Consider the following 13,025-nt stretch of genomic DNA (forward strand, 5'->3'; position numbering starts at 1 on the left):
TCCATATGATTATTTAACCCACTGATTATTTTCTAAGGTTTCATCATCAGGCACGTCCATCTTTTTAAGAACGTCTTCCTTAAACGGATCAAGGTCCTCATCCACACACACCATGGGAGCAGAGCAATTGTTGCAAAAATTAATTTTGTGTCTCGCCTCTTTGAGCATGGCCACGCGTAACTGCCGCAAAGCCTCACCTTCCCAAATTTCTTTTGCACTTTGATCGTTTACGTTGCCGATCACAACTTTTCTGGGCCAATCCAAAGTGCAAGGGCTGGTCGTGCCATCACAATTGAAATGCAAATACATGAAAACGAAGGGGCAGATCTCTTTATATTTTTTAATTTTTTGATCATACATACCCGTTTCATCGACTTCGTTTTGCTTGTCTGCTTGGGTTTCAGCCCACTGCGGGACAATTTTTTCGATGTAAATTTCATCGCAAATGTTGCCGAATGTGTCGAAAAAATACTGGCGCTCATCTTCATCAAGCACATGGATGCGATGATCATCCTTGTCTAGGGAACTGGTTCGATCCGCAATTTTGATGTACATCTTGCAGTCGCCGCGCACACTGTACAAATGGGCAATATTTTGGATTAAATCATCCATGTCTTGGCGCACGCCTGCGACTTGCATGTAGCGCTCGGCAGTAAGCCCTTCCAACGAAATGTTGACGCGCTGCAAGCCCGCTTTTGCGATCGCCGAGTTCAAAGTGGGTGCCAGCTTCGAACCGTTGGTAAAGAGCTCGATCGTATCGGCCACCCCCTTATTTCGGGCATAGGCAATCATCTCAGGGAGGTCGGGGTGCAGCGTGGGTTCGCCGTGATTTCCAATTTTGATTTTTTTTAACTTATCGTCAAATTCGCCTAAGTCATCGACGATCTTCTTAAATAAATCGATTGGCATCATACCGCGCTTGAGGCCAGCACCTTTCATGGCTGCATTGTCAGCCTGAAAGCAAAAACTGCATTTAAAATTACACACGCTTGAAACGTCAATATGCGCGGAAAAAGGCGTTTTCAACGGCACCTGATCTTCGAGCCGAACTTTAGGCGCAGAATAAATTCTGGGCTGAACAACCGCCGACATATCATTTTCGCTCATAGACTTGTCCTACTTTGGGCTCAAAACCTCAATTCTTTGTGGCGCTTCATAGATTTGATGATGTAAATAACTTAATCTATTGAAATAAAACATCATTCTGATGCTTGATCTTACCCGTCGACACCAGCCGACATCAGGAGAGCCTACGACGCAACCTGCATAAACTTACCCTATATTCCCAGAATAGTCACCCGTTTCAAACATTGATTTGCAATACCGCTAAACCAACATCAATTTTATCGAATGGTGCCACAACGGCGGACAACAACAAGGCCCTTAAGGTCCTTGATACTGTCGCATCGATCCCCATATTCTTTGATAAACGTGGTAATCTGATATTCGCAACGGTAGACACAATGCGCCTTCCTCGACATGATCTTCCGTTAAACGATACTTGCTCCAGAACGTTGCAATCTGCCGCCTAAGGATACTGACATGACAAGAATACTGTTCATCATCCCACCCCATCTGTTTTTTGAAGACTTTCTGCACCCTTTAAGCAATGCAAAACAAATCAGAAAAAAAGATGGGAAATTGTATGGCAGCCTGGTCACAGACATGCCGCTAGGGGCCTTATCCCTAAGCGCATACATCAAAAAATATTGCAAAACCAAGGTTGAAACCGAGTTGGTTGATTTCAACATTGAGCTCAATGAAATCGACACGTTTGCGCATGCGTCTCCGTCCGCATATTACGAAGAATATTTGCGCAATGAGCTAGGCTCAGAGCCTGACATCATTGCCCTTTCCGCCCTCTTTTCATCCTCGTATTACAACTTACTCGAAATTGTTGCATGCTGCCGGAAAGTCTTTCCCAATACGCTCATCCTCGCCGGTGGAAGTGTCCCGACGAGCATGTATGAGTACCTGTACAAAGCAACAGATGCTTTTGATGGATTGTGCTACGGAGAAGGTGAGGTGCCGTTCGCGCAACTGATCGATGCCGAAGACCGCTATGCCTTTATTAATCAGCACCCCAGCTGGATTACGCCTAAGAAAATTGCAGAAAAGGTGATGTTCTCTCATGATTTCATTGAAGATCTTGATGATATTCCCTTTTACGATTACCCCTTATGCAAAATGGCAAAATATGGCGCCAACCCAGCAATTATGGCCTATGGGTCCATCAAAGATAAAATTGACAACTTCCACGTCATGACCTCGCGTGGGTGCCCCTTCCGGTGCACCTTCTGTGCTTCTCATAAGGTACATGGGCGCACCATGCGCTACTACAGCATGGAGCGCGTGAAGGAAGACCTACTGCGCCTCAGAGACATGTATGGGGCCAAAATCATCGTCTTCCAAGATGATCACTTTATGGCCGATACTGAGCGTGCCAAAGAGATTGCCCGGTATGTTTCTAGCTTAGGTCTGAAAGCCGTTTTCCAAAATGGCCTTACATTGTACTCGCTCGACAGAGACATGCTACAGGTTCTCAAAAATGCTGGAGCAGACCAGCTTGTCCTGCCTGTTGAGTCTGGAAGCGCGCGTGTTTTAAAAGAAATCATGCGCAAGCCTTTGAAGCTCGCGATTGCGGAACGTGTTGTAGACGATTGCCGCGATCTTGATATTTATACCAACGTCAATATCCTCATCGGGATGCCAGGTGAGACAAAAAAAGATATTGAAGACACGCGCCAGTTCCTCCGAAAACTCAATGCAAACTGGAAAATTCTTTCCGTTGCGACACCCCTTGTTGGCGCAGAGATGCACGACATCTGTGTCGAAAAAAATTATATCAATTCAGCTGATATCGGTTGCGATTTCAGAAAAGCTGTCGTCGAGACAGAGGATTTCACGGCGAAATACATTCAAGACGTAACTTATGATATCAATCTGGATGTAAACTTCCTGCACAATACCGATTTTAGGCTCGGTGAATACGAATTGGCACTAAAGGGCTTTGAAACGGCAATCCGTGCAAAGGACGATCACGGGTTTGCCTACCATTATGCCAGCATATGTTACGAACAACTGGGCGACCTTGAAAAGTCGGAAGAATACAAGAAAATTGCCATCAACAGTTATGAGAACAATCCGATATGGCGGGCGGCCTTTGATAAGTTCAACATTTCCCCTTATGACCGTAACGTAGAAATGGCTAAATTCGCTTAGTTGGACGAAGGCGCGCAATCTATGAGTCCGCGCCTTCGCCCTGACAGTTGGGTATTTCCCTTGATTATGCAAAACGCATATGCGATCTCGTGGTAAAAATTTACTCACGGATCAGAGAAGCGTCACCACATGCAAGACCTCAAACGTGCGATCAAAGTCATAGACACCTGCGTTCCCAACCCACGATTAGGTCTTGGCGATGAAGTCTTTCGCATGGTCAGTCGCCTAACCCCCATGGTTAACGTTGACCTTCTCATCAAAAATGAATCTGGTGACATTCTATTGACTTGGCGAGACGATGATTTCTATGGGCCCGGCTGGCACATTCCGGGGGGCGTTCTTCGGTTCAAAGAAACTTTCGATACCCGCATTCAGGCTGTTGCAAAGTTGGAGCTTAATACTCACGTTGCACATGACAGCACGCCCTGCATGATCCAGCCCAGTATCAACAGAACTCACGAAACGCGTGGCCATTTCGTGTCACTTCTTTTCAAGTGTACACTGACATCCCCATTGGATGATGCGCAAAAGTTCGATCCGCAAAAACCACAAAATAACCACTGGGCCTGGCACCCAACACTTCCCGAAAATATGATCGAAGTTCAGCACGAAATATACAATACCTTATGGGATTTGCCGGTGTAGCCAAGCACACCCTGCTCCTCATATCCTTAAATCTGGATTGAAGGCTTTTCGAATTTGAAAGTTCTTTCTTCTGATCCACTCAACTCGTTTGAGTACAAAGGCACAAAGGCCTTCTGGCATATAGGTCAAAAAAAGCATGTAGCTTTTTAAGAACCCCGGCGCAACTTCGCTCACGATCCCCTCGTAACGCCGATAGATCTCTTTATTGAGGAAACCTTGAGACCGAATGGTCAGCATATTGCGCCACCCCAATAATTTTGATTTTTGCAAAAAGGCACGCATCGCAATTGCCTTACTTGAAGCGCCATAACTATCTGGCAACAAAGAGATAAAGCTTGGCCATTTCTCAAAAATATTTGACAGAAAATACTGCCCCCACCCCGGCTTTCTCTCGGGCGTCTTCAAGGTGACGATTGTTATATTCGGAGACCACAGCAACTTAAAATCAAGCTTTGAAAGAATGTCAAAAACAAACCCCACATGGCCGAATTCTGTCGCTCGATATCTTGAATAGTCACCCAGTGGAATAACGCTTTTATGATATACGGTGCAGCCCAGGCAGGTGATCATCCACGCTAAATCTTCCAGTACCTGATTTTGGTCACGATAAATTTTTTCGTCGATGTCTTTGATCCGCCCGACGAGATTGGCAATGACAAAATCATATTTGTCACTACCATCTGGCAGTACGTTTAACAAATACTCTAAGGATTGTTGGGGAATTTCGTAGCCATCCCCTATCAGCCACGTATATTCCGCAGGTGATAGCTTCAGCGCATTTTCGACATTGATATCGACGTGAACCGTTTCATCAAATCCGGAACAAAAAATATAAGGGTAAACCGACTTCCACTTTTCAATAACCTCCAGCGTATTATCGGTTGAAGCGTTGTTGGATATGTAAATCCCTATATTGTGATCCTTCACAACGGGGATGTACGTTTTTAAAAAAAAGTCAATTGTTATCGCCCGGTTATACGTAGGCAGAGCAATCGCTAGCTTTGTATTTAATGACATGTTCGCTCCATAAATTTTGTCGGACAACGCATAAACTGAATCGTTTTCTGGCCACCTGACTGATTTACATTCTGTAATTGTTTATGAAGGCAGAAGAGAACCCTGCGATGTGGGGGAAAAACAACCTTTTATCGTCTCAACAAGATAGTCCAACATTTCTTCTGTCAGGGCAGGCTGAACACCAACCCAAAACGTGTTATTCATGACTGTGTCTGTATTTTTAAGAGATCCGCTGATCCTATAGTTTCGCCCGATCATATAGGGCTGGCGCGTTATGTTACCGGCGAACAGCAAACGCGTGCCGATCTTGTGGTGCTCGAGTTTTCTCAGCAAGTCAATCCGGCTAATCGGCGCATTGTCTTTCAAGGTTATGGCAAAGCCAAACCAGGACGGCGATGAATTGGGCGTTGCTTCGGGCAAAATCAAAAACTCTTCACAGCATTTCAACCCGGCGTAAACATACGCAAAATTTCTTTTGCGCGCCTCGACAAAATCCGAAATTTTTTCCAGCTGGGCCAAACCGCATGCCGCCTGCATATCCGTGATTTTCATGTTGTAGCCAGCATGGCTGTAGATGTACTTGTGATCGTAACCTTCTGGCAGGTCGCCAAGCTTCCAACAAAAGCGCTTGCCACATGTATTGTCGCTTCCCGGTGCACAGAAGCAATCGCGTCCCCAATCGCGAAACGATTCGAGGATTGGTTTAAGCTTACCGTTATCGGTGTAAACGGCCCCCCCCTCACCCATGGTAATGTGATGAGCCGGATAAAAACTTAAGGTCGCAACATCGCCAAAAGTACCCACCAAACGGGGCTCCCCACCCACAACGGGCTTGAGGTGATTTCGCTCCAACGTTTCGCTTAAGGTGAACGTTGAACCCAAGGCGTCACACGTGTCCTCGATCACCCACAGGTCATATTTGCGCGCAAGCCGCATGACCGTTTCAACGTCAAAAGGGTTGCCCAAGGTGTGGGCAAGCATAATGGCCCGCGTCTTTTCGCTGATCGCAGCCTCAATTAATGCTGGGTCAATGTTGTAAGTCGGTATATCCACATCGACGAAGACCGGAACAAGACCATACTGCAACAGCGGGTTCACGGTGGTCGGAAACCCCGCAGCCACGGCAATCACTTCATCCCCAGCCTTTAAAGCCTTATCACCAAGAGCAGGGGACGTGAGAGACGCCAGTGCCAACAGGTTCGCCGACGAACCGGAGTTGGTCGTCAAAACGTGTTTAGAGCCCAAATATTTTGCAAGACTGGCTTCAAATGCCGTGTTGAAACGCCCTGTTGTAAGCCATCCGTCAAGCGAGGCATCAACGAGATTTCTAAGTTCGGATGCCCCCATAAGCTTGCCGGAAGGCGGTATGGCCGTGACCCCAGGCTCAAAAGTTTTCTCTTGATATTGCTGCGCCGCGTACTCATCAACCAAAGACGCAATTTGCGCGCGAATTTCTTCTTTTGTCCTGCTCGATGAGGTCATAAAGGCTTCAAGCTCCAAAAACTTGCCAACATCTTCAATCTAATTCAAGGCCGCCCTAAAATACACAAAAAAAGGTTTGCTTCACAGTGTTGTGGCCGCTTATTATTAACCATAATCTGAAGTGGGTGAAAGTAATCTGAGGAGGCGAGCACCTTTCCAAAAACAAACAGCAAGGCGTCAGAATGGCTCTGTAGGTGTTTTAGTTCAATTCTCATTTTCTGGTAGAAACCATTTTTCATGAGGTGCCGTCATCCGAGTTTGCATCATCCCTGCGCGGGGTGGAAGCGAGAGAATTCCACAGAAAAACATTAAGTTGTTTTGCGGTAAACCCATCATCGCTTATTCCATCACAGCCGCCCTGGAAAGTCAGTGTTTCGATCGCGTTATCGTATCCACTGATTCCCCTGAAGTTGCCGACGTGGCTCAAAAGTATGGCGCTGAGGTGCCATTCCTTCGACCTGCAGAACTGGCTGATGCCCATATGAGCATTGGGGCGACCCTCAATCATGCAATTAATTGGTTGCGCGAAAATGACCGCCAACCCGATTACGTTTGTCTCTTACTCGCAACGGCCCCATTTGTAAGACCGCAAACGCTGCGAGACGCCTTCTCACGACTTGAAGAAAATCCATCCAAATTCTTTTGTTTTGGCGTCGTTAAGTTTGCGGCTCCGATCCAACGCGCTTTTAAAATATCGCAACAAGGCACGATAGAAATGTTCCAACCGGAACACTTTGCCTCCAGATCCCAAGATCTGGAGCCCGCATATCACGATGCCGCGCAATTTTGTTGGGGGCGCGTAGAGGGTTTTTTGAACAACCTCCCCTCATTTTCAGAGCATTCTATAGCTTACATCCTCCCCTCGACTGAGGTTCAAGACATTGACACACAAGAGGACTGGGATAAGGCTGAAATCATGTGCCGAATGAGAGAGGAGGCCTAAAAGGCTGATGCTATGAGCACCATCATCTTTCGGACAAACGCAGGACAAAATACAGGACTGGGACATCTGGTTCGATGTGCTCACTTGTGCCGGGAACTTATGAAGAATGGCGCAGCATGTCTTTTTGTTTTGGATTTTGTTGAAGACGGCATAGCGGATTTTCTTGACGGTCTGGATGTTCGCAGCCTCTATGATGGCGCACAAGATGAACTCGATCCCCATAAAGATGCCCAACGTTTTCTCAACATCGCAAAGGTCGAAAATGCCGACTGGGTTATCGTTGACGATTACCGGTTGGGCGAAGAATGGGAGTCCCCCATACAAGAGGTCGGTTACAAAGTTTGCGTCATCGATGACCTTTTGCGCAAACATCAGTGCGATCTACTGATTGATTTCCGCTGGCGCGGAGAAAAAACGCAATCTCTATATGACTCTCAGGTCCCCCCCGAAGCCCGCAAATTGCTGGGGCCTGATTATGTCCTGCTGTCTGAGGTCTATAGAAATGCCCCCCCCCAGAAATCACCGGACAAACCCTTTACCATATTGCTTGGCCTGGGAGGCGGCGGGCCCCTGGATCAATGCGAGCGAATTCTTGACAGCCTACTTCTGCACGCACTTGACTATGAACAGGAAATCCGCCTCTGCCCAATCCTTGGGCCTTTGTCTCCAAACACAGAATCTTTTTTGCAACGCTACCAAAACTGCAAGACCGTCACGCCAATCGTGGGCGAGACGGAACTGTATCCCCACTTGTGTCAGGCCGATTTTTACATCGGTGCCGCAGGCGGAATTCTCTATCAGCTTTTGGCCCTTAAGGTTCCGGCACTGACGTTTCCCCTTTCTGAAAATCAGCATACGGATTTAGGCCAACTGGAAGACATTGGACATTTCTTTCATGTTGAGAACTGGTCAGAAAACAATATTGAAAAGCTGCCCGCTTTTGTGAAAACCGTAATGCAGAACGAAGAGCGCATCAAACTGCTGCACGCCACGCCAAAAGTGCCCTTGGATGCCCTCGGTACCCGCCGCGTTGCTCACGTTCTGCTTGGCTTAGAGCCATGCGCACCTCCTGCAAAAGCTGCGTCCTCTTATCCTGACGATCATGGCGAGGAACTTTCTCCCGGCTATTGCATCCGTCCTGTGACGGACCGCGATATGAACCACTTTCTCGTCAGCCGAAATTTGAACGCAAATTGTCAAAACATGATCCGTGCAAATAAAATTTCCTTCATGGATCATTATTCATGGTGGTTTAAAACCAAAAGATCCTCATTTTTACTCACCAAAAATGGTGCGCCGTGCTTGTACATTTGGCATGAGGTCCTGCCCAGCCATGAACAAGACTATCTGATCGGCGGTTGGTTTGTCTGCAATGAGAATGCGGGGTTTCAAGATGTTATGTTACTCCTGAACTGGCAGTTGGAATATTGCGACAAGCATGTTCCAGGCGTCCCCTGGATTGCCGTGATCCACCGACAAAACAAGTATGTTAAACTCATGAACGACTATTACGGTTTTCAAGATGTCGATCCAGCCACGCCTTACGGCGCAGCCATAGCGGATATTTTCGAGGGAGCGCATTTGGACGAATTCTATTTCGTGTCACGCGCGCCTTCTCCCTCAAACCCTAACGAAGGACTGAGACCGTTTTGACGATACTCACACATTCGCCAAACACTTTAAGACTCGGCTTCATTGGGGGCTCAATCACGTCTGCGGTTGGTTACACCCATTGGACAGCCAGTCAGCTTGATGACCGCTGGCACGTCGCGTCCGGCTGCTTCAGCCGTAGCCCAGACATCAGTGCACGAACCGGCAGTGCATGGCATCTCCCCCAAAACAAGCTGTATACCAATTGGCAGACCTACATTGCCGAAGAAAAGGATAACTTAGATGCCGTTGTGGTCCTGACTCCAACGCCCAACCATGCCGAAATCGTCTGCGGCCTGCTTGAAGCCGGACTTGGCGTCATTTGCGAAAAAGCGATGGTGGCCACCCTTGAGCAATCCAGGCGCATCAAAGCGGCCCTGGATAAATCCAAAGGCTTCCTCGCTGTGACCTTCAATTACAGTGGTTATCCGATGCTTCGCGATTTGCGCCGTCACGTGCAATCGAAAGCGCTGGGTCAGTTAAAGCAAATCCAGTTGGAAATGCCATCGGACGGGTTCATCCAACCCGCAGAAAAAATGCACCCCCAAGCCTGGCGCCTTCAGGATGGAGAGATCCCCACCATCCTTCTAGACTTGGCCGTACACGTTCATCACATTTGTCACTTTTTAACGGAATTGGTGCCGTTGAGTGTCAATGCCGATTTTCATCATTTTTCTTCGTTCGATGGCATCGTCGACGATGCCTACATGTGGGTTAAGTACGAACAAGATTTTAGGGCATCATTTTGGGTCAGCAAAACCGCACTTGGCTATCGTAACGGCCTGAAGCTCAGATTATTTGGCGACCAAGGCAGTGCCGAGTGGTATCAAGAAGAGCCCGAGCGTCTGCACATTTTCCGCAAGGACTCGGCTCGGGTCACATACGATCGTGGGAACTGCACCCATCCAGATGAAATACGCGAGCGCTTCAAACCGGGCCACCCAACCGGTTTTGTCGAGGCTTTTGCCAATTTATATGCTGACATTGCTGACGCAATGCAGGACTTTAAACAAACAGGGCAACATCAATCATCCTATGTCTTTGGCTGGGAACACGCGAACGAAGGGTTGGAACTTTTGCAGGCTGCGAGTACGGCTAATCGGACGGGCACATGGGCTCCCCTCACGAAGGAAACCCTGTCATGAACAGCATTGAAATTGGTGACAAGCATATTGGTGAAGGACATCCAGCCTACATCATCGCCGAATTGTCCGGCAACCACGGCGGAAAAATAGAGCATGCCCTGGACTTGCTGCGCGCAGCACATGAAGCCGGCGCGGACGCGGTTAAATTACAGGTCTACCGGCCCGACACCATCACACTGAACAGTGACAAACCCGATTTTGCCATCCCCCCCGACAACGCCTGGGCGGCTTACAAAAATCTCTACAATCTTTACGAATATGCCCACACGCCTTGGACGTGGTTACCGCGTCTGTTTCAGGTTGCTGCAGAGCTTGGCATCGAATTGTTTGGTTCCGTTTTCGATGAAACGTCCGTTGACGCATTAGAAAATCATCCCGTCAAAGTTTACAAAATCGCCTCACCAGAAATCGTCGACATGGCCCTTCTGGAAAAAGTCGCAAAAACCGGCAAACCGGTCATCGTTTCAACCGGATTGGCGTTGGCTTGCGATATAGACGAAGCGGTGCGTTGCCTCAGAACCCACGGCTGCAAAGACATCGTGTTGCTCAAATGCACGACGGCCTACCCAACGCCCCCCGATGAAGTCAATCTTAAAACCATTCAAAACTTAAAAGAGACATTTGTGTGCCACGCAGGCTTGTCCGATCATACCGTTGGAATAGGCGTGTCTATTGCTGCTGTTGCTTTAGGGGCGACTGTGATTGAAAAGCATATCAAACTCGACAACAGTGAAGTGACCGTAGACAGCTTTTTTTCCCTCACCGTCGGTGAATTTAAATCCATGGTCAGTGAAATCCGCAGTGCGGAAAAAGCGATTGGTCGCGTAGACTATGACCTGACGCAAGGGGCCTTGCTGAACAAGCATGGACGTCGGTCGCTTTACGTCAGCGCCCCGATAAAGAAGGGGCAGATTTTTAGTGCAGACAACATCAAGTCCGTACGCCCCGGTTATGGTTTAGAGCCCAAATACAAGCCTATCGTCTTGGGCCGCAAAGCGACAAAAGACTTGGACATCGGTGATCGCCTCAGTTGGGACGTGATCGCGTAAATGAGGACGCTATGAAAGACCATTTAAAAACTGAGATTCATGAATTCATTACGAATTACATTCACAATTACGCAGCAGGGGAAAATCTTGTTCTCGACGGGTCTACCAATTTTGTTGCAGATCGCCTACTGGATTCATTTGCCATTCTGAACCTTATCATGACCCTGGAAAGCCAATACGCCGTTAAATTTCAGGCTAAGGAACTGGCAGACCCTAAACTACAAACCATTGAAGCACTTGCACAAATTATTTTCGAAAAAAGCACCGTATAATCAAGGGACCTAATGGGCATTTTATTTAACACCTTCCGGGAAGCCGCTGAGCGCTTTCCCGAAAAAACGGCCCTTGTCACCCAAAGTGGCATCCACAGCTATGCCTCTCTTTTGGTGCAAGCAACCAAGTGGGCGGCGCTTATCCATACGCGCCACGGCACGCGTCAGCCACGTGTTGCCCTTCTGACAGAAAATCCGTTCCACACGATCACGGCCTCTTTTGGCATAGCGCGCCTGGACGGCAATTGCGTTCCCACCAACTCGCAACTGCATGCCGAGCAGCAGTTGGCCAACTGGCAAGCCACTGATGTGGAAATCGTTATTTACGAACCGGCTTTGGAACACAAAATCAAAGCCAATGCCAAATCTGGCTTGATCTTCATTTCCACCCATGAAGTGACCGGTTCCGATGCATCGATTGAGATCCCAGCCACCTTCGCCTGGTCTGATCGCGACGATTTTCTGATCGCCTTTTCTTCCGGATCGACCGGCACGCCAAAGCCAACCATCCTGTCACAAAATAACAAGTTGTTGCGTGCACAGCAATCGTGGGACTTATATGATCTAACGTCGGACGACGTGGTATTATGCGCCTCCCCCTACTTTCACTCATTGGGGCAACGGTTGGTGTATGTTGCACTCCTACTCGGCGGCACCTTGGTTTACATCACAAAAATAACGCCAAAAATTTGGCTCAGTTATGTCAGTGAACACAAGGTGAGCTTTGCCATCAGCGTCACATCCCATCTGTATGCGGTAAAAAATGCGCTCTTGGACAATGCCCTGCAGCTGCAATCACTTAGAGCCATAGTGACCTCGTCAGCTCCCATTGACACCGCCTTTAAAAAGAAAATTTTTGATGCCATTGGTTGTGATTTCCACGAAATTTACGGTGCCACTGAAATCGCCACTGCGTCTAACCTGACAAAAGAGGACGCAGTAGAAAAGTATGCTTCCGTCGGTCTCCCCTGTTCAAATATCGATGTGCGGATTCTCAACGAACAAGGTGTCAGCGTCCCGATAGGCACCATCGGTGAGATCGCGGTAAAGTCACCTTTGATTTTCCAGGGTTACTACAAACAACCGGAAGCCACAAAAGCCTCGTTTGTGGACGACTATTTTCTGACCGGTGATTTGGGATATATCGATGCAGATGGTTTTCTGTATTACGTGTCACGGCAAAAAGATGTGATCATTTCAGGCGGCGTTAATATTTACCCAAAAACCATTGAAACCGTCATCTTGAAACACCCACTTGTTCAGGAAGTCGCCGTCATCGGCGTGAAGGATAAGCTGTTTGGGGAAGTTGCCATTGCCATTTGCGTCACCGAAAATAAAAAGAACATTGCAGCGGAACTGCATCGCCTGGCTGATCAACATTTGGCCCCCTACCAATGCCCGCTGAAATATTATTTTAGCGAAAGCCTTCCCCTCACCCCGACAGGGAAAGTCTCAAAGATGGCATTGCGCGATAAATATAACGCCTATAACGAAGACTGGACGATGCCGTTGCGGCTGATGATGTACGGTGAATGAAGCTATAATATTGGACGTCTGCTCTATTTTTACTGCCGGAAATCAAGGTAGATCTTCCGGCCTC

At 47.9% G+C, this 13,025-nt stretch carries 11 protein-coding genes; 8 read left to right on the forward strand and 3 right to left on the reverse strand.

What is annotated here, in order from left to right; genetic code table 11:
• Nucleotides 1-9: 9 nt before the first annotated feature.
• Nucleotides 10-1,107 carry a radical SAM/SPASM domain-containing protein gene (locus BEN30_RS00885; protein ID WP_069956456.1) on the reverse strand — a complete coding sequence of 366 codons (1,098 nt, stop codon included), beginning with the start codon at nucleotides 1,105-1,107 and terminating at the stop codon, nucleotides 10-12.
• 435 nt (nucleotides 1,108-1,542) lie between these two features.
• Here BEN30_RS00885 and BEN30_RS00890 point away from each other — a divergent pair, with 435 nt between their 5' ends.
• Complete coding sequence (locus BEN30_RS00890; protein WP_069956457.1) at nucleotides 1,543-3,222, forward strand: B12-binding domain-containing radical SAM protein; 1,680 nt, start codon at nucleotides 1,543-1,545, stop codon at nucleotides 3,220-3,222.
• Between the two features lie 129 nt (nucleotides 3,223-3,351).
• The gene (locus BEN30_RS00895) at nucleotides 3,352-3,867 is read left to right on the forward strand and encodes an NUDIX hydrolase (RefSeq protein ID WP_069956458.1); all 516 of its coding nucleotides are present in this window, start codon (nucleotides 3,352-3,354) and stop codon (nucleotides 3,865-3,867) included.
• An 18-nt stretch (nucleotides 3,868-3,885) separates the two neighbouring features.
• Here the strand turns inward: BEN30_RS00895 and BEN30_RS00900 are convergent, their stop codons facing one another.
• A complete protein-coding gene (locus tag BEN30_RS00900; protein ID WP_069956459.1) occupies nucleotides 3,886-4,884 on the reverse strand; it encodes a glycosyltransferase in 999 nt (332 codons plus the stop codon).
• 81 nt (nucleotides 4,885-4,965) lie between these two features.
• Complete coding sequence (gene rfbH / locus BEN30_RS00905; RefSeq protein WP_069956460.1) at nucleotides 4,966-6,366, reverse strand: lipopolysaccharide biosynthesis protein RfbH; 1,401 nt, start codon at nucleotides 6,364-6,366, stop codon at nucleotides 4,966-4,968.
• 265 nt (nucleotides 6,367-6,631) lie between these two features.
• Here rfbH and pseF point away from each other — a divergent pair, with 265 nt between their 5' ends.
• Genes pseF through BEN30_RS00935 form a run of 6 tightly spaced genes read left to right on the forward strand, consistent with a single transcriptional unit; the run spans nucleotide 6,632 to nucleotide 12,961 of the window.
• The gene (gene pseF, locus BEN30_RS00910; RefSeq protein ID WP_281201819.1) at nucleotides 6,632-7,309 is read left to right on the forward strand and encodes a pseudaminic acid cytidylyltransferase; all 678 of its coding nucleotides are present in this window, start codon (nucleotides 6,632-6,634) and stop codon (nucleotides 7,307-7,309) included.
• A 12-nt stretch (nucleotides 7,310-7,321) separates the two neighbouring features.
• Nucleotides 7,322-8,962 carry a UDP-2,4-diacetamido-2,4,6-trideoxy-beta-L-altropyranose hydrolase gene (pseG, locus tag BEN30_RS00915; protein ID WP_084004879.1) on the forward strand — a complete coding sequence of 547 codons (1,641 nt, stop codon included), beginning with the start codon at nucleotides 7,322-7,324 and terminating at the stop codon, nucleotides 8,960-8,962.
• Nucleotides 8,959-10,104 (forward strand): Gfo/Idh/MocA family protein, encoded by a 1,146-nt coding sequence (locus BEN30_RS00920; protein WP_084004880.1) that lies wholly within the window; start codon nucleotides 8,959-8,961, stop codon nucleotides 10,102-10,104. The genes pseG and BEN30_RS00920 overlap by 4 nt, the downstream gene beginning before the upstream one ends.
• A complete protein-coding gene (pseI, locus tag BEN30_RS00925) occupies nucleotides 10,101-11,153 on the forward strand; it encodes a pseudaminic acid synthase (protein WP_069956468.1) in 1,053 nt (350 codons plus the stop codon). Before BEN30_RS00920 ends, pseI begins: the two co-directional genes overlap by 4 nt.
• An 11-nt stretch (nucleotides 11,154-11,164) precedes the next feature.
• A complete protein-coding gene (locus tag BEN30_RS00930) occupies nucleotides 11,165-11,425 on the forward strand; it encodes an acyl carrier protein (RefSeq protein WP_069956463.1) in 261 nt (86 codons plus the stop codon).
• Between the two features lie 12 nt (nucleotides 11,426-11,437).
• Nucleotides 11,438-12,961 carry a class I adenylate-forming enzyme family protein gene (locus tag BEN30_RS00935; RefSeq protein ID WP_069956464.1) on the forward strand — a complete coding sequence of 508 codons (1,524 nt, stop codon included), beginning with the start codon at nucleotides 11,438-11,440 and terminating at the stop codon, nucleotides 12,959-12,961.
• Nucleotides 12,962-13,025 lie beyond the last annotated feature (64 nt).

It is taken from the genome of Magnetovibrio blakemorei (assembly GCF_001746755.1).
In the GTDB taxonomy this organism is placed as follows: Bacteria; Pseudomonadota; Alphaproteobacteria; order Rhodospirillales; family Magnetovibrionaceae; genus Magnetovibrio; species Magnetovibrio blakemorei.